Here is a 19,319-nt window from a genome sequence, read left to right as displayed (position 1 = left end):
CAGGTATGAGGCAAACATGATGGATTCACTCATCGTCCCGGATTTGGCTATGCTACGGCGGTGGCTGGATCAACTGAATATTCTGTATTTCGAATGTGACTCCTGTCAGGCGCTCCATCTTCCTCATATGCAAAATTTTGATGGCGTGTTTGATGCGAAAGTTGATCTGGTAGATAACGTGATCCTGTTTTCCGCACTGGCTGAAGTGAAGCCCAGCGCGTTGATTCCTCTGGTTGGCGATCTGAGTCAAATCAATGCTAGCTCGTTGACCGTCAAGGCGTTTATCGATGTTCAGGACGATAATCTGCCGAAACTGATTGTCTGCCAGTCATTCAGCGTTGCCGCCGGCATGACAGTGGAACAGTTCCGACATTTCATGCAGCAGTCCGAAGAACAGATCTCAATGGTGATCCTTGAAGCTGGCGCTAATAATCTGCTGTTTATCGGCGAGGAAGAAGAGGGCTCTGCTGTAAGAGTCACAACCTCACATCTGCATTGATACGGTTGCTGCCAAAGGCAGCAATTGGTTTTACTTATTTTCCTCTCGCCGACATTTATTCTGGTTGTTTCTCATTATTGCCAGATATTTCTCTTTGTTTGTCGCTAAACGCCTGCATCACATCGATAAAATGTGAGTAAATAATCGTTAAAACCCATTTTTACGTTCAAGTATGGTGCGCAGGATGTTGTGGGGTTATGCTTTATTCCTGTAAGGAACAGACAGCTAAATCAGAGCTATGTCTGTGTCTGGGCGAATAAAAATCGGTGCATACGTATTCATCGGTTGGAGAGCGCGGCAGGACATATTTTGTATCAGAACGATACAGGTTTATTTCCATGAATCACCCCCTTATATGGAGGAAGGAACGGATGTTCACCCAACGTAAAAAATGGCTATCGGGTGTTGTCACCGGCTTGCTGATGGCCGCGTCCGTCACCGCATCTGCGGAAGAGAAAACGCTGCATGTTTATAACTGGTCCGACTATATCGCGCCGGACACGTTAGCCAATTTCCAGAAAGAAACCGGCATTAAAGTCGTCTATGACGTGTTTGATTCCAACGAAGTGTTGGAAGGTAAGCTCATGGCGGGCAGCACGGGTTTTGATCTGGTGGTGCCTTCTGCCAGCTTCCTGGAGCGTCAGCTCTCTGCGGGCGTTTTTCAGCCATTAGACAAGAGCAAGTTACCGAATTACAAAAATCTGGATCCTGAGCTGATGAAGCTGATTGCGCAGCACGATCCAGAGAATAAATATGCCCTGCCTTACCTGTGGGCGACCACGGGCATCGGCTATAACGTTGAGAAAGTCAAAGCAGCGCTAGGGGCTGACGCACCGGTTGACAGCTGGGATCTGGTACTGAAACCAGAGAACCTGGAAAAACTGAAAAGCTGCGGCGTCTCCTTCCTGGATGCACCGGAAGAGATCTTTGCGACCGTGTTGAACTATCAGGGTAAAGATCCGAACAGCACCAAACCGGGTGATTACACCACGTCTGCAACCGACCTGCTGCTGAAGCTGCGTCCTAGCATTCGCTACTTCCATTCATCGCAGTACATCAACGATCTGGCAAATGGCGACATCTGCGTCGCGGTAGGCTGGGCTGGCGATATTTTGCAGGCAGGAAACCGTGCGAAAGAAGCGAAGAACGGGGTGAATATCCAATACAGCATTCCGAAAGAAGGCGCGTTGGCATTCTTTGATGTTCTCGCGATTCCAAAAGATGCTAAAAATCTGGATGAAGCCTATGCGTTTCTGGATTACCTGATGAAGCCGGAAGTGATGGCGGGAATCAGTAACCATGTGTATTACGCGAGCGGTAATCTGGCATCCTTGCCGTTGGTGAACGCAGAAATTCGTAATAACCCGGGCGTTTATCCGCCGGCGGATGTGCGTGCCAAACTGTTTACGCTTAAGGTGCAGTCTCCTCAGATTGACCGCACGCGTACACGTGCATGGACTAAGGTTAAGAGCGGCAAATAGCCTTTTAGCTTTGAATAGTTACCCAAGCGCTTGATGGTTGCTGGTTTCAGCAACCAAAGAATGGATGGGTATAAAATGTGGCAAAGAACAGGCGGATAACCCGCCTGTTTGCGCTCTATATTGTGTTACATCGCTGAATGCAAAAAACGCCGAAGGGCGGCATCTGCGGTGTGACTTGTTCTGCTTTTGCCGGAGAGCAATGCGAAGTGAATGACGCGATCCCCCGCCCTCAATCAAAACCTCAAAAAGCGGCCACGCCGCTGCTGGAAGTGCGTAACCTGACGAAGTCGTTCGATGGTCAGGCCGCCGTCGATGATGTCAGCCTGACGATTTATAAAGGCGAAATTTTTGCCCTGCTGGGTGCATCCGGCTGTGGAAAATCCACACTGCTGCGCATGCTGGCAGGTTTTGAGCTCCCCACGCAGGGGCAGATTGTTCTGGATGGTCAGGATTTATCATTGGTGCCGCCTTACCAGCGTCCCATCAATATGATGTTTCAGTCTTATGCGCTGTTCCCACACATGACGGTGGAAAAGAATATCGCGTTTGGTCTGAAGCAAGACAAGCTACCGCGCGCAGAAATCAAAGATCGTGTGGAAGAGATGCTGTCGCTGGTGCACATGCAAGAGTTCGCCAATCGTAAACCGCATCAGCTTTCCGGCGGCCAGCGTCAGCGTGTTGCGTTGGCTCGTAGTCTGGCGAAGCGTCCCAAACTGCTGCTGCTGGACGAACCGATGGGGGCGCTGGACAAAAAATTACGCGACCGCATGCAGCTTGAAGTCGTCGATATTCTGGAACGCGTGGGCGTGACCTGCGTGATGGTGACGCACGATCAGGAAGAAGCCATGACCATGGCGGGTCGTATTGCCATTATGAATCGCGGTAAATTCGTACAGATTGGCGAGCCCGAAGAGATTTATGAGCACCCGAATACGCGTTTCAGCGCGGAATTCATCGGTTCGGTCAATATGTTTGAAGGGATCTTGCAGGAACGTCAGGACGATGCGCTGATCATCAAAAGCCCCGGACTGGTGCATCCGCTGAAGGTGGATTCAGATGTCTCGGTGGTGGATGGCGTTCCGGTCTACATCGCATTGCGTCCAGAGAAAATCATGCTGTGCGAAGAGGTTCCAGCCGACGGCTGTAACTTCGCGGTAGGGGAAGTGGTGCATATCGCTTATCTGGGCGACCTGTCGATTTACCACGTCAGGCTTAACAGCGGGCAAACCATCAGCGCACAATTACAAAATGCTTATCGCTATCGCAAAGGCGCACCGACCTGGGGAGATGAGGTCCGGCTGTGTTGGGATGCGGATAGCTGTGTGGTTCTGACGGTGTAGCGAGGAAGAATGCCATGACTTTATTTCCCGAACATAACACGGCGGAACCACCGGGCAAGGCCAGACTCTGGCTCCGTGTGCTGATGGCGCGCTGGCGTCAAAAGCACGGACGTAAGCTCGTCATCGCGCTGCCGTATCTGTGGCTGCTGCTGCTGTTCATGCTGCCATTCCTGATCGTGTTCAAAATCAGCCTGGCAGAGATGGCGCGGGCGATCCCACCGTATACCGATCTGGTTTCCTGGATGGACGACAAGCTGGATATTTCCCTGAATCTTGGGAATTACCTGCATTTGTTGGACGACCCGCTGTATTTCGATGCCTATATGCAATCGCTTCAGGTTGCTGCCGTGTCGACGCTGTGCTGTCTGCTTATCGGCTACCCGCTGGCCTGGGCGGTGGCACATAGCAAACCGTCAACGCGTAACATTCTGTTATTACTGGTAATCCTTCCCTCCTGGACGTCATTCTTGATTCGCGTCTACGCCTGGATGGGGATTCTGAAAAATAACGGTATCCTGAATAACTTCCTGCTGTGGCTGGGCGTGATCGATGAACCACTGGTCATTCTGCATACCAATCTGGCGGTTTATATTGGCGTCGTGTACTCCTATCTGCCGTTTATGGTGCTGCCGATCTATACCGCGCTGATGCGGCTGGATTACTCGCTGGTGGAAGCGTCGTTGGATCTGGGCGCGCGGCCGCTGAAAACCTTCTTCAGCGTGATTGTTCCGCTAACAAAAGGCGGAATTATTGCCGGTTCGATGCTGGTCTTCATCCCTGCGGTGGGAGAGTACGTCATCCCAGAACTGCTCGGTGGGCCGGACAGCATCATGATTGGCCGTATTCTGTGGCAGGAATTCTTTAATAACCGAGACTGGCCGGTGGCGTCTGCCGTTGCCGTCGTTATGTTGCTGCTGTTGATTATGCCGATTATCTGGTTCCACAAGCATCAGAGCAAAAGTGCGGAGGGTGAAGCGTGAATAATTTACCTGTTGTTCGCTCACCGTGGCGTATTGTGATTTTGGTGCTGTGCTTTACGTTCCTCTATGCGCCGATGCTGATGTTGGTGATTTACTCGTTCAACAGCTCCAAGCTGGTTACCGTATGGGCAGGCTGGTCGGCACGCTGGTATGTCGAGCTGTTCCACAATACGGCGATGATCAGCGCGGTGCTCTTGAGCCTGACCATTGCCGCCGCCTCGGCCACAATGGCGGTGATTCTTGGAACGATTGCCGCCGTGGTCATGGTGCGTTTTGGCCGTTTCCGTGGCGCTAATGGCTTTGCCTTTATGTTGACGGCGCCGCTGGTTATGCCAGATGTGATTACCGGCCTGTCACTGCTATTGCTCTTTGTGGCATTGGGGCATGCCATTGGGTGGCCAGCGGAAAGAGGGATGCTAACTATCTGGCTGGCACACGTCACATTCTGTACCGCGTATGTCACCGTGGTGATCAGTGCGCGCCTGCGTGAACTTGACCGTTCTATTGAAGAGGCGGCGATGGATCTGGGCGCGAATCCGCTCAAGGTGTTCTTCATTATCACGGTGCCGATGATTGCCCCTGCGCTGCTTTCCGGCTGGCTGCTGGCGTTTACGCTGTCGCTGGACGATCTGGTTATCGCCAGCTTCGTGGCAGGCCCCGGCTCAACCACGTTGCCAATGCTGGTGTTCTCCAGCGTCAGAATGGGCGTTAATCCACAAATTAACGCATTGGCTTCCCTGATATTGTTAGTCGTTGGTATTATTGGCTTTATCGCCTGGTGGTTTATGGCGAGAGCAGAGAAGCAGCGCTATCGCGATATGCAAAAAGCGAGACGCGGCTGATTCGATCTCTCACCGTAATTTGTTAGCCTAGCGAAGATTTCCAGCAACGCCGCCAGAGTATGGGGGCGTTGCTGTTTTATATTCGCGTTAGGTTTTGTATCAGCATCCACATTTTATGTGGGTGTTGTATTTGGGGGCGGATAAATGACCGCATGAAGGGAGAGCGTTGAAATTCTGTACACAAAGAAGGAAATGACACAACGCAAAGTTTATGCCCCGGTACCAGTCATGGTGGCGGGGATTGCGATCATTGCTACTCGTTTTTTGGGGATTTTGCTGCTGGTGTGGGAGCTAGGGGTTAGCGATTTTAGCGGCTGGATTGGCAGCAACGCGGAAGCCTGGGATTCGACGTTGGTGTTACTGCTATCGCTTGTTGTCGTTGGCGTTGAGATTCGCTGCGGCTTTGCCGTTTTGGCCGGTGTGAACTGGGGCCGATGGGGCTATGTGGCCTGCCAGGGCGTGGTGGTGTGTTACCTGTTGCTGGCGTCGTTCAGTGAGTTTATGCCGGCGATATTCCATATTTCAGGAGAGAACAATGCCGCTGTGCTGAATCAGCTCCTGCTGCAAAAGATCCCGGATCTTCTTGTGATTGTTTTACTGTTTCTGCCACGACGCAGTAAGCGTTTTTTTATGCGCCAGAAATAGACATTTCTCTCTTGAGTCAGTCTGTCTGCTGGCGTTACCCACGACCACGTGGAAAGATCGCAGGGTAACGCCATCAGGGTGTTATAATCCTCTCATTCCGTATTATTTTTGATAGTTAGATTTTTATGCATTGTGCCCGCTACAGCACGGGAACCTGTCGTTCCTGCCAATGGCTGGAAAAAGCCTATCCCCAGCAACTCTCCGATAAGCAGCAGCACCTCGAAGGCTTGCTACAGCCGCACGCCGTGCAGCGTTGGCTACCGGTACAGCCCTCTGTGCAGTCCGCCTTTCGTAATAAAGCCAAAATGGTGGTGAGCGGCAGTGTGGAACGCCCGCTACTGGGGATGTTACATCGTGATGGAACGGCGGTGGATCTTTGCGATTGTCCCCTTTATCCGTCCAGCTTCGCACCGGTTTTCGATGTGCTTAAAGTCTTCATCGCTCGAGCGGGGCTGACGCCTTATAACGTAGAACGACGCCGTGGGGAGCTGAAATATCTGCTTCTGACGGAAAGTACGCAGCGCGGTACGTTTATGCTGCGCTTTGTTTTACGTTCGGAAACCAAGCTGGCGCAGCTGCGAGCTGCATTGCCCTGGCTACAGCAGCAGTTGCCGCAGCTTGAGGTGATATCCGCCAACATTCAGCCGGTACATCAGGCGATTATGGAAGGGAAAACGGAAATTATCCTGAGTGAGGCTGCCGCGTTGGCCGAACAGTTCAATCAGGTGCCGCTGTATATCCGCCCGCAAAGTTTTTTCCAGACGAACCCGCAGGTGGCTGCCGCGCTGTATGCGACGGCACGCGACTGGGTTGCAGAGTTGAATATCACCAGCATGTGGGATCTGTTTTGCGGAGTAGGGGGTTTTGGCCTGCACTGTGCGTCACCCGAGATGCGTTTGACGGGTATTGAAATCAGCGCCGAGGCGATAGCCTGCGCGCGTCGTTCTGCGGAGCAGCTTGGACTAAAACAGGTGGAATTTCAGGCGTTGGATTCAACGCAGTTCGCGACAGGTAAAGCGGAAATTCCCGAGCTGGTGCTAGTCAATCCGCCGCGCCGCGGTATCGGCAGCGAACTGTGCGCCTACCTGAGCCGCATGGCACCGGACTATATTCTCTATTCCAGCTGTAATGCTGAAAGCATGGCGAAAGACATGACAGAGCTGACGAATTACCGCGCGCTGCGCGTACAGTTATTCGACATGTTCCCGCACACGGCGCACTACGAAGTGCTAACGTTATTGAAGCGTGAGGATGGCTAAGGCAAAGTCAGGACATCTGAATACTTTACGGTGTTGCCACAGTAGGCGTAAAAAATTGCGCTGAGGTGGGCGTGGCCGCCGGATGAGCGGCATGGACGCCGCGAAAGTCTGCGCCGCGAAAGTCTGCGCCGCGTAAGGAACGCGTCGCAGACGGTCCGAACAGCGGATACGAACGCCGAAGGCACCGCGAAGCGGCGCAATTAACGCCGAAAAGCCAGTGGTCAAGGCGCTGCGGCGTTTGAGCGCGCCTTGTCGGGCGTGTGATGAAATGACAGAAAAATGCGGTAATCAACACGCACGAAACCTTTGAACTATCTGACATGGAATGTAGAAGCGTTTTATAACGCGGTGCATCCACACCGCGCCACGCGAAGTAAATCTTATTGCGGAAACCACTTATCATTGATGGTTTTATACGTGCCGTCAGCTTTGATGGCATCCAGCGCTTTATTTAACTTCTCCAGCAGTGCTTTGTCATCGGGACGAACGGCGATGCCCAATCCGGTGCCGAAGTATTCTGCGTCAGTCACGTGTTCTCCAACCGTCGCCAGCTCAGGGTTTGTCTTAATCCACTCGTTAACGACGGCGGTATCACCGAATACGCCATCAATACGGCCGTTTTTCAGATCCAGTACTGCGTTCTGATAGCTGTCATAAGAGACCGTTTGCACTTCCGGGTGCTTATCGTGCATGTATTTCTGGTGTGTCGTGCCGTTTTCCATCCCAATACGTTTGCCTTTCATCGCTGTAAAATCGCTGAATTTCCCTTTTTGCGCGATAACCACGGCTGAGTTGGCGTAGTAAGGCTGCGTGAATGCCACTTGCTTGCTGCGTTCTGGCGTGATGTCCATACCGGAAATCACCGCGTCATAGCGACGGAATTTCAGCGCAGGAATCAGGCTGTCAAACGCCTGATTAGTGAACGTACAGGTCGCCTGCATTTGTTTGCACAACGCTTTCGCCAGATCCATATCGAAACCAACGATCTCATTGCTGGCATCCAGTGATTCAAACGGCGGGTAGGTGGCTGATGAGGCGAAACGGATGGTGTCTGCGGCGGTGGCGCTGAAGGCGATTCCTGCCAGCAAGGTGGCGAGCACTAATTTTTTCATTACCTACTCCTGTTTTTCTTATATTGATAAATATACTTGCGCGGAAGGATTCCGGCGTCATGGCAGTTACCATGCCATCAAATGAATTTATATGCAATTAATATGATTAATAAGTCGATTTGTCGCGTGTTTTTACATCAGAGCACCATAAAAAAAGCAGGCTGATAAGCCTGCTTTCTAAACGGATAAGTGTGATAAGGATTAATTACGACGTTCGAATACCAGCGAGCGGCGCTCAACCCAGCGCATCAACAATGTCAGTAACCCATTGACACACAGGTAGATAATCCCAGCGGCACCAAATACCATCACGTCATACGTCCGGCCGTACATCAGTTGGCTATAGCCCATGACTTCCATCAGCGTGATGGTGTACGCCAGCGACGTACTCTTAAACACCAGCACCACTTCATTTGAATAAGAAGACAGCGCGCGTTTAAACGCGAACGGCAACAAAATACGCAATGTCTGCTTCTGATTCATTCCCAGCGCCGCACAGGATTGCCACTGTCCGGCGGGAATCGCTTTTACTGCGCCGTAGAATAACTGCGTGGTATAGGCCGCGCTATTGAGCGCCAGCGCCACCATCGCACACAGCCACGGCTGTGAAAGCAGGTTCCACAGCCAGGGAATTTGCTGGATAGAGGTAAATTGCCCAGGGCCGTAGTAAATCAGGAAGATTTGCACCAGCAGCGGCGTACCGGTAAACAGCGTAATGTAGCCTTTTGCCAACAGTGATATGACAGGCGTTTTGAGCGTCAGCACGACGGTCAGCAGCAGTGATAACACCAGCGCTACGACGATGGAGACAGCCGTTAAGGTCAGGCTGGTATGCAGGCCTTTTAATAGCTCAGGTAAATAAGCGAGCATCAGGAAGGTCTCCGCTCAAAACGCGTAGTGCGCAGTTCAATGCGTTTCAGCACATACTGACTTAGCAGCGTGATAATCAAATAAATCGCTGCCGCGATTACGTACCAGGTAAAAGGTTCCTGTGTTCGTGTCGCAATACTTTTGGTTTGCAGCATCAAATCATTAACGCTAATCAGCGACACCAGCGCAGTATCTTTCAGCAATACCAGCCACTGATTGCCTAAACCCGGCAGGGCATGACGCCACATCTGCGGCATGATCAGACGGAAAAAGATCGCGGATTTACTGAGCCCCAGCGCCTGACCCGATTCCCATTGCCCTTGCGGAACGGCTTTCAGCGCGCCGCGCAGCGTTTGGGAAGCGTAGGCGGCATACAGCAGCGCCAGCGCAATCACACCACACAGGAAGGGGCTGATTTCAAACATGCCGATATCCAGTTTTACCGGAATCTGCACAATGAAGAGATTCAGGGTAAAACCGTCTGCCAACATCAGCAGCAGTTGGGACGATCCGAAATAGATAAACAGCACGACCAGAATTTCTGGCAGGCCGCGCAACAGCGTGACGACCGCCGTTCCCGTCCAGCTAACGGCTTTCCAGCGGACGGTTTCCCAAACGGCAAATAACATCGCCAGCACGAGGCCGAGCACCAGTGCACAAACGGCAAGGCCGACGGTCATCCCGGCGGCGCTTGCAAGAGGTTGAAATTCAATCATTGAGCGTCAGATTACTGCTGGAACCATTTCTTGTAGATGGTCTCGTAAGTACCATCCTGTTTGATTTTGTTGAGCGCATCGTCGAATTTTTTCAGCAGCTCATCGTTGTTCTGGCGCACAGCGATGCCCAGGCCGATACCGAAGTAACCTTTATCCGTCACTTTCTGACCCACGGTGCTCAGCGTATCGTTTTGTTTCAGCCATTCGTTAACGACGGCGGTATCACCGAATACGGCATCCAGACGACCATTTTTCAGATCCAGCACGGCATTCTGATAGCTGTCGTAAGGCACGGTTTTGATATCGCTATGCTTTTCCATCAGGTATTTCTGATGCGTGGTACCGTTCTGTACGCCAACGCGTTTGCCCGCCAGTGCGGCGATATCGGCCACTTTCCCTTTCTGGGCAATAAACTGCGCGGAGTTGTCATAGTAAGGCTGGGTGAATGACACCTGCTGCTGACGCTCAGGGGTAATATCCATTCCCGCGATGACTGCTTCAAAACGACGGAATTTCAGACCGGGGATCAGGCTGTCGAAAGCCTGGTTGCTGAACGTGCAGGTTGCCTGCATTTCTTTGCACAGTGCATTGGCCAGATCGATATCAAAACCCTGAATTTGGTTATTGGCATCGACAAATTCGAACGGAGGGTAGGAGGCTTCTGTCGCGAAACGAATGGTATCCGCAGCGTTAGCAGAGGCGGCACCCATGGCGAATAAGGCTGCAACAATCAATTTTTTCATTATCATTTTCCTGATAGTAATCAATGTGATAAGTAACCAGCGAATTCAGGCGTCTGCGGCTGGGTAAAGTGCGTCGCATCCCCCTGTTCAACAATGCGGCCGTTTTCCATATACACCACACGGCTGGCCGTTTTACGGGCAAATTCAACCTCGTGAGTCACGATCACCTGCGTGATGCCGGTTTCTGACAATTCACGGATGATGTTGACGACCTGAGCGGTAATCTCTGGATCCAGCGCGGCAGTCGGTTCATCAAACAGTAGAACCTGAGGTTCCATCATCAACGCACGCGCAATCGCGACACGCTGTTGTTGTCCGCCAGAAAGATGAAGAGGGAAGCGATCGGCAAAGTCATTGAGGCGCAGACGCGTCAGCAGTTTGTCTGCGCGCGCTTTGGCTTCTTCTTTACTCAGCCCCAGCACGCGGCAGGGCGCTTCAATCAGGTTTTGCACCACGGTCAGGTGCGGCCATAAATTGTATTGCTGGAACACCATTCCAACGTTCTGACGCAACTCACGGATCGCGCTGTCGGATGGCGTGCGCTGAAAATCAAACTGATTACCGGCGATGGAAAGCGTGCCAGAGCGTGGCATTTCCAACAGATTAAGAACGCGTATCAGCGAGCTCTTTCCCGCACCGCTGGGGCCAAGAAGCACCAGTGTTTCACCCGCAGGACAATCAAGGGTGATGTCAAATAGCGCCTGGTATGTGCCGTAGAAACAGTTAATGCCGTTTAGTTGAATACTCATGCGTAAGAATTGAATAGACATTGATGCGGCGAATGTTAACGTTGGCAGAATAGTTATGCAATCACCGTGGGTTAAAATTTGCCAATAAGCGATTTGTTGGTTAAATAATAGCACAAAATAACGGCTTACAGCTTGGATCCGCGCTTTCTCATCGTGGGTTGCTGACAGTGCCGCACGTTGATAATCAGTAACAGTAAAATTTCTCAGATAGCGGCGAATGGCTTCAAATAATTGCGCGCGAGGGTGAGTGAACGCGTGTGAGTTGGCGAAAGCATGTAGTGAAAAGCGCACATAATAGTGGAATAACGATGTTGAAATGGATGGTCTGCATAGCGTTGGGGCTGTTGACGGGGTGCCAATCGGCTTCCTCGTTACAGGAACAGAATAATTATGTGCTGGAGACCGCATTGCAGTCGCGAGCGCAGGAATCTCGCATCCGCTTTCTGGTGATTCACTACACGGCGGAAGACTTTGCCTCCTCGCTGAATATTCTGACGAATGAACACGTCAGTGCGCATTATCTCATTCCTGCACACCCACCCTTGCGGCGCGGCAAACCGCTTGCCTGGCAATTGGTGCCGGAATCTCAGGCTGCCTGGCATGCAGGAGCCAGTAGCTGGCGCGGGTTTAGCCGGTTGAATCATTCCTCGATTGGTATTGAGATCGAAAACGCGGGCTATCAGCGCACGTTAACGGGCTATACGTGGGAACCGTTCACCGCCTCGCAGATTCAACTTGTGACGGCTCTCGCCCGCGATATTGTCGAACGCTACCAGATTGCCCCGCAGAATGTCGTCGCGCACAGCGATATTGCCCCACAGCGGAAACAAGATCCCGGGCCGCTATTCCCCTGGCGGGCGCTGGCACAGGCGGGCGTTGGTGCCTGGCCGGATGCGCAGCGGGTCGCATTTTATTTGAACGGACGACCCGCGACACAGCTGGTGGATGAGGCGGTTCTGCTGGAAAAATTGGGGCGCTATGGCTATGCGGTGCAGGAAACGATGACCGCGCGTGAGAAGCGGCAGGTGATTGCCGCTTTCCAGATGCATTTCCGCCCTGAGAACTATCAAGGCCAGCCAGATGCGCAGAGTGAAGCGATTGTTGATGCGCTGCTGGAGAAATACGGCAGCCGCTAAATCGCTTCCTTCTCTGCCAGTTTCGCAATACGCGCCGCCATGCCACGGAAGATAAACAGGTGAGCGGGCATCATCAGAAACCAGTAAACCAGCCCGTTGAACCCGGAAGGGTGCCATCGGGCGCGGACGTCCACGGTGCGGTGAGTGCCTTTGTCCGTGATAGTAAAGTTGAGTTTACCCAGCCCCGGCGCTTTCATACCAAATAGCAGCACCAACTGACGCTGTGGTTTGATCGAAATGACCTTCCAGCCGTCAATCTTGTCGCCCACTTCCAGCGTCGGGCGCTCGGGGCGCCCATAAGTCACGCCGTTGCCGCAGAGATCGTCCAGCCGAGCGCGGATATTCCACAGCGTATTCGCGTAAAAATAGCCTTCTTTCCCGCCGACCTGCTGGATGACCTGCCAGAGCGCCTGACTGGAAGCGGTCGTTTCCATCGTATGGCCCGCCTGTTTAGGGTAAAAGCCGTAATTGGGCTTCCAGCGTGCGCGAACCTCGGTGTCATCGCCCCAATCGGCCTGCTGCACACTTTCCATTTCGCTTTGCAACGTGAAGCGCACTGCATCATCAAAGCTAATCAGCGTTTGTGGGATCAATGCCTGGAGTTCGCGGCCATCGGCCTGTAAATCGTGTTTTAGCCCCTGAATCAGCGCGCGGGCGATAGAAGGGGGAACCGAGGTCACCAGATGCAAGAACCAGACGGACACCAGATGGGTTGGCATCGGAACGGGAATCAGCACTCTGCGCTTGCCGCTAATCTGAATGAAACGCTCGAACATCGTCTGGTAGCTGATGTATTCAGGGCCTGCGGCGTCCATGATGCGGTTTTCTGTCGCGGGGTGCTGCATGATGTCGATCAGATAGACCAGCAGGTTTTCCAGCGCAATGGGGGATGATTTAGAACGCACCCAGCGCGGCGGCGTCAACACCGGCAGGTTATAGACCATATCACGCATGATCTCGAACGCCGCTGAACCCGCGCCGATAATAATGCCCGCACGCAGCTCCGTGACGGGAATACCGCTGCTGCGCAGAATATCACCAGTAATCTGGCGCGCCTGCATATGCGGCGAGGTGTCATCTTTCGCCTGAAGCGATCCCAGATAGATAATCTGTTTTACGCGGCTGGAAGCCAGTGCCAGCAACAGATTCATGGCCGCCATCCGCTCCCTTGCCACGAAGTCTGCGCCGTCGCCCATGCTGTGCACCAGATAATAGAGTGTTTCCGCGCCCCACAGGCCATCAGGCAGGCTTTCTGGCTTGGCGAGATCCACCTGTTGGCAGTCGACACCCGACCAATTCCGTGACGCGAGGGATTCGGTATGACGACCCGCGGCGATGATCCGATTGCCTTGTTTGCTTAACCGCTCGGTTAAATGGCGGCCAATGTAGCCGGTTGCGCCCAGAATCAGGATCGGGGCAGAGGAGGATGTCATGTGCCAGCGGCTCCACAGCAAAATATAACCATGGCTTACTATATCCTAAATAATTCGTGACGGGGAAACGGGGAAACAGCGAAAAGTCTGCGATAACAAGGGGTAATTGACGATAAGCCTGCCTGCCCGATAGCAGACGCTACCGGGCAGAAGGGGGTAAAGCAAGGGGTGTATCAGGCCAGAACGGTGTCGCCTTGCAACTGGCAACTACAGGCCAAAACATAGCCCTGTTCGATTTCGGCTGGTGTTAGCGTCATGGTACTGGTCGTCGTGAAATGGCCGGATAGCACGCGGGTTTTACAACTCCCGCAAACCCCGGCGCGGCAGGCGGCGACAATCGGCACCTTATTGGTTTCCAGTGCGGCCAACAGGCTGAGACCGACCGGCACGCTTAGGTTTTTCAGCGGACGGCTGATGGTCAACGTGAGCCGATCGGCATCTTCATCCAGCGCTTCATCTGCTGGACGGAACTGTTCTTTAAAGATGCGGTTTGAGGCAACGCCAAACTGCTGACTCAGGGCTTCAATCTGGTTCATGTACGGAGCCGGGCCGCAGGTCATCACGGTACGGCTGGCGATATCCGGCACCTGTTCGACTAACCGATCGCCGCTGATACGTCCGGCGAGAAAACCGGGCACGGCGTCAAACTCCGCCATCAGCGTCAGATGCAGCTGCTGCGGATAACGCTGCACCAGCTCTTGCCATTCGCTGGCGAAAATCACCTGCAACGGATTGCGCACGTTGAAAATGACGTGGATATCGGTTTGCGGTTTGTTTGCCAGCAGCCAGCGACACATCGACATAATCGGCGTGACGCCACAGCCTGCCGCCGCCATCAGATAGCGATCGCTGACCGCGTTGGTGCAGGTAAATTCGCCCTGTGCATCGGACAGCCACAGGTAATCACCGGCTTTCAGCGTTTGGGTCAGCCAGCGAGAACCGATACCGTCGTCCAGCCTTCTTACCGTGAGAGTAATAAAGCGGCTGAGCCCCGGTGAAGAAGAAATCGTATAAGCCCGCAGCGTCTCCGCGTTGTTAGCAATGCTGACCAACGCATACTGACCCGGCTGGTACGGGTAAAAATCATGATTAACCAGTGAAATCGTCCAGACATCGGGCGTCTCCTGAGTAATGGAATGCACCTGCATGCGGTTAGAACAAAGCGGTGTCGGCCCAATCTGTAGTGCGGGCATGGTCATAATCAATCTCCATAACAAACGGGTACGGTGAAGCGTGTAAAAATGGCAGCCCATAAGACAGTGGGCTTAGCGTGAGGCATCAATGCCGACACCTCACGCTGCGTGACGAGGAACGCGCTCCTCCGTCCGCATTGATTCATCAAGCGGCCAGAATGGTGTTCATGTCCTGTTCAACGGTGGTAATCGCCCGCATACCGAATTTCTCGTTCAGAATGGCGAGCAGGTTGTCCGTCAGGAATCCCGGCGCCGTTGGCCCGGTATAGATATTCTTCACGCCGAGGGACAGTAGGGTGAGCAGGATGACGATCGCCTTCTGTTCAAACCAGGACAGCACCAGACTCAACGGTAGGTCGTTCACACCACAGCCCAGTTTTTCTGCCAGTTTGACGGCCAGAATAATGGCGGAGTAGGCATCATTACATTGGCCGACATCCAGCAGACGCGGCAGACCTTCCAGCGTACCGAAATCCAGCTTGTTGAAACGGTATTTACCACAGGCCAGCGTCATGATCAGGCAGTCCTGTGGAACGTTCAGCGTGAAATCAGTGAAGTAGCTACGTTCTTCGCGGCTACCGTCGCACCCGCCAACCAGGAAGACGTGGCGCAGTTTTTTCTGTGCGACCAGATCGATCACGGTATCAGCAGCGCTCAGCAGGGTTTCACGACCAAAGCCAACGGTGATCATGTGCTCGATTTCGCTGTATGGGAAACCAGCCAGACTCTGTGCCTGTTCGATAACTGGGCTGAAATCGTCGCCTTCCAGGTGGTTCACGCCCGGCCAGCCAACGATGCTGCGCGTCCAGATACGGTCGCCGTAGTTGCCTACGTTTGGATCGATAATACAGTTGGAAGTCATGACGATCGCGCCAGGGAATTTGGCAAACTCAGTCTGTTGGTTCTGCCAGCCGCTGCCGTAGTTACCCGCCAGATGCGAGAATTTTTTCAGCTCTGGGTAACCGTGCGCAGGCAGCATCTCGCCGTGGGTATAAATATTCACGCCGGTGCCTTCGGTTTGCTCCAGAAGCATGCGCAGATCTTTCAGGTCATGACCGGAAATCAGAATCGCTTTACCCGCAATCGGGCGGACGTTAACGGAGGTCGGCTGTGGATGACCGTAAGCATTGGTTTCGCCATGGTCGAGGATCGCCATAACGTTGAAGTTCATTTTACCGATGCCCATGGCGTTGTTCAGCAGGGTGTCAACATCGGATGGTTGCGTGCCCAACCATGCCATGAAAGAATGATATTCGGCATAAATCGCGTCATCGTATTGGCCGAGAACGTGAGCGTGCTCCATATAGGCTGCGGCACCTTTCAGGCCGTAGAGGTTGAGCATGCGCAAGCCGTGAACATCATCGCCGACGAGAGCTTTATCGCTGTCCAGCGCAAAATCCGCCGCCTGTTGCAGCAAGGTCGGAATATCGTTGCCAGCCAGTTGCAGCGCTGCCATTGGGTGATCCACCGTCGCAGTGGCATCATGCAGACGGCAGCGAACGGCCAGAGACTCACGCAGTGTGATGGCTTCCTGTGCGTAGCCAATAATGCGCTGGGAATCGAAATTTACGTTGGTCAATGTAGAGAAAAAGGCGCGTGGCGCAAAACTGTCTATCTCGTGATCGATGATATCCAGCTCGCGCGCTTTCAACACCCAGGCAGAAAGCCCTTGCAGCACAGCGACCAGCAGGTCTTGCAGGTCGGAGGTTTCTGCGGTTTTACCGCACATGCCCTGCGCGTAAGAGCAGCCGTTTCCAACAGGGGTACGAATCGTTTGTTCACATTGCACACAAAACATAATGATGTCCTTTTTTAAGTTGCATTTTAAATGCTTGTTTAAAGCATAGTGTCAGCCGAGGCAGGTAAAAAGGCTTTTTTACTGCAACTTTAGGTAAATTTGATTTAGCGCAATTTTGATGATGAGCAATGAAAATCACTCTCAATCACGGGGGATCTGTGAGGGTAAAAGGCGACCATTAAGTAAAATAAATCCCTCTTGTTGAATGAATCACGTGCAAGGTAGCCAGATGATCTACACTACACGCGATGACAGCAGAAACCCGCAGGCAGCCGCTACAGGAGAGAAGGATGCATCTGGAAAGTATTGAAATCCTGGGATTTCGGGGAATCAATCGTCTGTCGCTAATGCTGGACGAGAATAATGTGCTGATTGGTGAAAACGCCTGGGGGAAATCAAGCCTGCTGGACGCGCTCTCCCTGCTGCTGGCTCCGACGTTGCCGCTTTATCATTTTGATATGCAGGACTTTCACTTCACACCGGGAGATGAAAATAGTCGGGAAAAACACCTTCAGATTATTTTTACGTTCTGCGAAACCGCACCCGGTCACCATTTAGCCCCTCGCTATCGTTCACTTAGTCCCGTTTGGGTGGAGGGTGAGGCATCGCTATGTCGTATATTTTATCGGCTGGAGGGGGAGGTAGACGAAAGCCAATCGGTCTTCACCTGGCGTAGTTTTCTCGGCGCAGACGGGCACCCGATACCGCTGGAAGATATTGATGAGCTGGCCAGAGAGATTATTCGCCTGCATCCGGTGCTGCGGCTGCGCGATGCGCGTTTTATGCGGCGTCTGCGTTCCGGGACACTGGCGGCAACATTAGATAATAGTAATGAAAAGCTGGCGCAGCAGTTTGAACAACTGATGCGTGAGCTGGCGCAAAATCCGCAGAAGCTGACGGATAAAGAGCTGCGTCATGGCTTAGTGGCGATGCGGCAACTACTGGAGCACTATTTTTCCGAGCAGAACGCCACGGGCAACGACCGACGCCACCATCGTCATGCGCGAGCGCACAACGGTAAATCGTGGCGATCGCTGGACAACATCAACCGCCTGATTGCTGACCCGAATAGCCGCAGTCGCCGCATTATCCTGCTGGAGTTGTTTTCTACGCTGTTGCAGGCGAAAGGATCGGTGGTGCTGGATCCGCATGCCCGCCCGCTGTTGCTGATTGAAGACCCCGAAACCCGCCTGCACCCGATTATGCTGTCAGTAGCGTGGGGGCTTCTGACGCAATTGCCGCTCCAGAAAGTCACGACAACGAATTCGGGAGAACTGCTGTCGCTGGTACCGATGGAACAGGTGTGCCGTCTGGTGCGTGAATCTTCACGGGTTGCGACGTACCGGATGGGTCGTCAGGGGATGAATGCGGAAGACAGTCGACGTATTGCGTTTCATATTCGTATGAATCGGCCTTCTTCACTCTTTGCCCGCTGCTGGCTACTGGTGGAAGGTGAAACTGAAGTCTGGATGCTGAATGAACTGGCGCGCCAATGTGGGCATCATTTTGAAGCTGAGGGGGTGAAAGTGATTGAGTTTGCTCAGTCCGGGCTCCGGCCATTACTGAGATTCGCACGGCGAATGGGGATTGAATGGCATGTGCTGGTCGATGGTGATGACGCGGGGAAAAAATATGCGGCAACGGCGAAAAGCATGTTAACCGCACAGGACGAAAGCGAACGAGATCATCTGACCGTTCTGCCTGCATCAGATATGGAGCACTACATGTATCGTGAGGGATTCAGCCACGTTTACCACCGCACTGCGCAATTGCCGGAGAAGGTAGCGCTATCGATGCACAAAATCATCATCAAAGCGATCCATCGTTCATCCAAACCCGACCTGGCGATTGAAGTGGCGATGGAAGCCGCGGCGATGGGAAACGATGCCATTCCGCCGCTGATTCGCAGTATGTTCTCCCGTGTACTGTGGCTGGCTCGTGGACGTGCAGATTAGTTGCACGATAAAAAAATGCCGCTCAGTGTCGTGAACGGCATTTGTCGCATTATAGTCATTTTACGGTTTAGCGTAGGTGTTCTGAGTAAACGTGTAGGGTGATAGAAAGGGTCAGGATGCGGCCTCGGTGATTTGCGGGACGATCAGGCAGGCATGATTGCCTTTCGGCCCTTGATGAACATCAAACCTCACAACCTGTCCGGCTTTCAGAGTCCGGTAGCCATCCATTTGAATGGTTGAGTAGTGCGCGAAGATATCGTCACCCCCCCCTTCTGGACAGATAAAACCAAACCCTTTGGCATTATTGAACCATTTAACAGTACCTGTCTCCATGCATTGACATCCTTCGCAAGAGTATTCTTTTCAGTAAGGTGTGGTTATTTGGTTACTACGAATACGAATTGATTAAAACCCCATCAATTCATTCGTACACTTTAGTGAAATCGATCCCGGCGTCAAGCGATCTACCGCGTGGTGTTGAGGGGAGTTTGTCAAAGTTTGATGCAGATAACGCTATTGATGAACCCACGATCGCGCTGCGTACTCAAGATATCGATTACAGGCCTTG

General features: G+C 52.8%; 18 protein-coding genes. 9 read left to right on the top strand and 9 right to left on the bottom strand.

Annotated elements, in window-relative coordinates; translation table 11 throughout:
• Positions 1-19 precede the first annotated feature (19 nt).
• The 7 genes from O1Q74_RS11970 (at position 20) to rlmC (ending at position 7,046) form a co-directional block, all read left to right on the top strand.
• Entirely contained in the window at positions 20-499 is a 480-nt protein-coding gene (locus O1Q74_RS11970) for a YbjN domain-containing protein (protein WP_271878903.1), read from the top strand.
• 371 nt (positions 500-870) lie between these two features.
• A complete protein-coding gene (gene potF / locus O1Q74_RS11965; RefSeq protein WP_010277286.1) occupies positions 871-1,980 on the top strand; it encodes a spermidine/putrescine ABC transporter substrate-binding protein PotF in 1,110 nt (369 codons plus the stop codon).
• A 206-nt stretch (positions 1,981-2,186) separates the two neighbouring features.
• On the top strand, positions 2,187-3,320 hold the full coding sequence (potG, locus tag O1Q74_RS11960; protein WP_181829136.1) for a putrescine ABC transporter ATP-binding subunit PotG: 1,134 nt from the start codon (positions 2,187-2,189) through the stop codon (positions 3,318-3,320).
• A 14-nt stretch (positions 3,321-3,334) separates the two neighbouring features.
• Positions 3,335-4,300, top strand: a complete 966-nt coding sequence (gene potH, locus O1Q74_RS11955) for a putrescine ABC transporter permease PotH (protein ID WP_194430074.1) — start codon at positions 3,335-3,337, stop codon at positions 4,298-4,300.
• On the top strand, positions 4,297-5,142 hold the full coding sequence (potI, locus tag O1Q74_RS11950; protein WP_271873406.1) for a putrescine ABC transporter permease PotI: 846 nt from the start codon (positions 4,297-4,299) through the stop codon (positions 5,140-5,142). Before potH ends, potI begins: the two co-directional genes overlap by 4 nt.
• A 192-nt stretch (positions 5,143-5,334) precedes the next feature.
• On the top strand, positions 5,335-5,787 hold the full coding sequence (locus O1Q74_RS11945; protein WP_271873404.1) for a YbjO family protein: 453 nt from the start codon (positions 5,335-5,337) through the stop codon (positions 5,785-5,787).
• 125 nt (positions 5,788-5,912) lie between these two features.
• Positions 5,913-7,046, top strand: coding sequence for a 23S rRNA (uracil(747)-C(5))-methyltransferase RlmC (gene rlmC, locus O1Q74_RS11940; protein ID WP_271873402.1), 1,134 nt, complete (start codon positions 5,913-5,915; stop codon positions 7,044-7,046).
• Positions 7,047-7,426: 380 nt separating this feature from the next.
• Here the strand turns inward: rlmC and artJ (O1Q74_RS11935) are convergent, their stop codons facing one another.
• The 5 genes from artJ (O1Q74_RS11935) to artP all read right to left on the bottom strand — a co-directional run bounded on the left by artJ (O1Q74_RS11935) (position 7,427) and on the right by artP (position 11,236).
• Complete coding sequence (gene artJ, locus O1Q74_RS11935; protein ID WP_271873400.1) at positions 7,427-8,158, bottom strand: arginine ABC transporter substrate-binding protein; 732 nt, start codon at positions 8,156-8,158, stop codon at positions 7,427-7,429.
• Between the two features lie 201 nt (positions 8,159-8,359).
• Complete coding sequence (gene artM, locus O1Q74_RS11930; RefSeq protein WP_271873398.1) at positions 8,360-9,028, bottom strand: arginine ABC transporter permease ArtM; 669 nt, start codon at positions 9,026-9,028, stop codon at positions 8,360-8,362.
• Positions 9,028-9,744, bottom strand: coding sequence for an arginine ABC transporter permease ArtQ (gene artQ / locus O1Q74_RS11925; protein WP_271873396.1), 717 nt, complete (start codon positions 9,742-9,744; stop codon positions 9,028-9,030). Before artQ ends, artM begins: the two co-directional genes overlap by 1 nt.
• A gap of 11 nt (positions 9,745-9,755) precedes the next feature.
• The gene (gene artJ, locus O1Q74_RS11920) at positions 9,756-10,487 is read right to left on the bottom strand and encodes an arginine ABC transporter substrate-binding protein (RefSeq protein ID WP_271873394.1); all 732 of its coding nucleotides are present in this window, start codon (positions 10,485-10,487) and stop codon (positions 9,756-9,758) included.
• A 20-nt stretch (positions 10,488-10,507) separates the two neighbouring features.
• On the bottom strand, positions 10,508-11,236 hold the full coding sequence (gene artP / locus O1Q74_RS11915; protein WP_225087825.1) for an arginine ABC transporter ATP-binding protein ArtP: 729 nt from the start codon (positions 11,234-11,236) through the stop codon (positions 10,508-10,510).
• 308 nt (positions 11,237-11,544) lie between these two features.
• Here artP and O1Q74_RS11910 point away from each other — a divergent pair, with 308 nt between their 5' ends.
• The gene (locus tag O1Q74_RS11910; protein WP_271873392.1) at positions 11,545-12,372 is read left to right on the top strand and encodes an N-acetylmuramoyl-L-alanine amidase; all 828 of its coding nucleotides are present in this window, start codon (positions 11,545-11,547) and stop codon (positions 12,370-12,372) included.
• On the opposite strand, the gene O1Q74_RS11905 is transcribed toward O1Q74_RS11910, so the two are convergent.
• The 3 genes from O1Q74_RS11905 to hcp form a co-directional block, all read right to left on the bottom strand.
• Complete coding sequence (locus O1Q74_RS11905; protein ID WP_271873390.1) at positions 12,369-13,805, bottom strand: DUF2867 domain-containing protein; 1,437 nt, start codon at positions 13,803-13,805, stop codon at positions 12,369-12,371. The genes O1Q74_RS11910 and O1Q74_RS11905 overlap by 4 nt on opposite strands.
• 173 nt (positions 13,806-13,978) lie before the next feature.
• Positions 13,979-15,004 (bottom strand): NADH oxidoreductase, encoded by a 1,026-nt coding sequence (gene hcr / locus O1Q74_RS11900; protein ID WP_271873388.1) that lies wholly within the window; start codon positions 15,002-15,004, stop codon positions 13,979-13,981.
• 139 nt (positions 15,005-15,143) lie between these two features.
• Positions 15,144-16,796, bottom strand: a complete 1,653-nt coding sequence (gene hcp / locus O1Q74_RS11895) for a hydroxylamine reductase (protein WP_271873386.1) — start codon at positions 16,794-16,796, stop codon at positions 15,144-15,146.
• Positions 16,797-17,086: 290 nt separating this feature from the next.
• On the opposite strand from hcp, the gene O1Q74_RS11890 reads away from it, so the two are divergent.
• Complete coding sequence (locus tag O1Q74_RS11890; protein ID WP_271873384.1) at positions 17,087-18,751, top strand: ATP-dependent endonuclease; 1,665 nt, start codon at positions 17,087-17,089, stop codon at positions 18,749-18,751.
• A 111-nt stretch (positions 18,752-18,862) separates the two neighbouring features.
• Here O1Q74_RS11890 and cspD read toward each other — a convergent pair whose 3' ends face one another.
• On the bottom strand, positions 18,863-19,084 hold the full coding sequence (gene cspD / locus O1Q74_RS11885; RefSeq protein WP_039489892.1) for a cold shock-like protein CspD: 222 nt from the start codon (positions 19,082-19,084) through the stop codon (positions 18,863-18,865).
• Positions 19,085-19,319 lie beyond the last annotated feature (235 nt).

This window comes from Pectobacterium sp. A5351, assembly GCF_028335745.1.
In the GTDB taxonomy this organism is placed as follows: Bacteria; Pseudomonadota; Gammaproteobacteria; order Enterobacterales; family Enterobacteriaceae; genus Pectobacterium.
The sequence above is the reverse complement of the archived record's forward strand: the minus strand, read 5'-3'. Positions and strand labels throughout refer to the sequence as shown.

What these genes read in the sequence shown, in the direction of transcription:
- O1Q74_RS11970 (WP_271878903.1), top strand. Translation starts at nt 20, where the DNA reads ATGGATTCACTCATCGTCCCGGATTTGGCTATGCTACGGCGGTGGCTG.
- potF (WP_010277286.1), top strand. Translation starts at nt 871, where the DNA reads ATGTTCACCCAACGTAAAAAATGGCTATCGGGTGTTGTCACCGGCTTG.
- potH (WP_194430074.1), top strand. Translation starts at nt 3,335, where the DNA reads ATGACTTTATTTCCCGAACATAACACGGCGGAACCACCGGGCAAGGCC.
- O1Q74_RS11945 (WP_271873404.1), top strand. Translation starts at nt 5,335, where the DNA reads ATGACACAACGCAAAGTTTATGCCCCGGTACCAGTCATGGTGGCGGGG.
- rlmC (WP_271873402.1), top strand. Translation starts at nt 5,913, where the DNA reads ATGCATTGTGCCCGCTACAGCACGGGAACCTGTCGTTCCTGCCAATGG.
- artJ (WP_271873400.1), bottom strand. Translation starts at nt 8,158, where the DNA reads ATGAAAAAATTAGTGCTCGCCACCTTGCTGGCAGGAATCGCCTTCAGC.
- artM (WP_271873398.1), bottom strand. Translation starts at nt 9,028, where the DNA reads ATGCTCGCTTATTTACCTGAGCTATTAAAAGGCCTGCATACCAGCCTG.
- artQ (WP_271873396.1), bottom strand. Translation starts at nt 9,744, where the DNA reads ATGATTGAATTTCAACCTCTTGCAAGCGCCGCCGGGATGACCGTCGGC.
- artJ (WP_271873394.1), bottom strand. Translation starts at nt 10,487, where the DNA reads ATGAAAAAATTGATTGTTGCAGCCTTATTCGCCATGGGTGCCGCCTCT.
- artP (WP_225087825.1), bottom strand. Translation starts at nt 11,236, where the DNA reads ATGAGTATTCAACTAAACGGCATTAACTGTTTCTACGGCACATACCAG.
- O1Q74_RS11910 (WP_271873392.1), top strand. Translation starts at nt 11,545, where the DNA reads ATGTTGAAATGGATGGTCTGCATAGCGTTGGGGCTGTTGACGGGGTGC.
- O1Q74_RS11905 (WP_271873390.1), bottom strand. Translation starts at nt 13,805, where the DNA reads ATGACATCCTCCTCTGCCCCGATCCTGATTCTGGGCGCAACCGGCTAC.
- hcr (WP_271873388.1), bottom strand. Translation starts at nt 15,004, where the DNA reads ATGACCATGCCCGCACTACAGATTGGGCCGACACCGCTTTGTTCTAAC.
- hcp (WP_271873386.1), bottom strand. Translation starts at nt 16,796, where the DNA reads ATGTTTTGTGTGCAATGTGAACAAACGATTCGTACCCCTGTTGGAAAC.
- O1Q74_RS11890 (WP_271873384.1), top strand. Translation starts at nt 17,087, where the DNA reads ATGCATCTGGAAAGTATTGAAATCCTGGGATTTCGGGGAATCAATCGT.
- cspD (WP_039489892.1), bottom strand. Translation starts at nt 19,084, where the DNA reads ATGGAGACAGGTACTGTTAAATGGTTCAATAATGCCAAAGGGTTTGGT.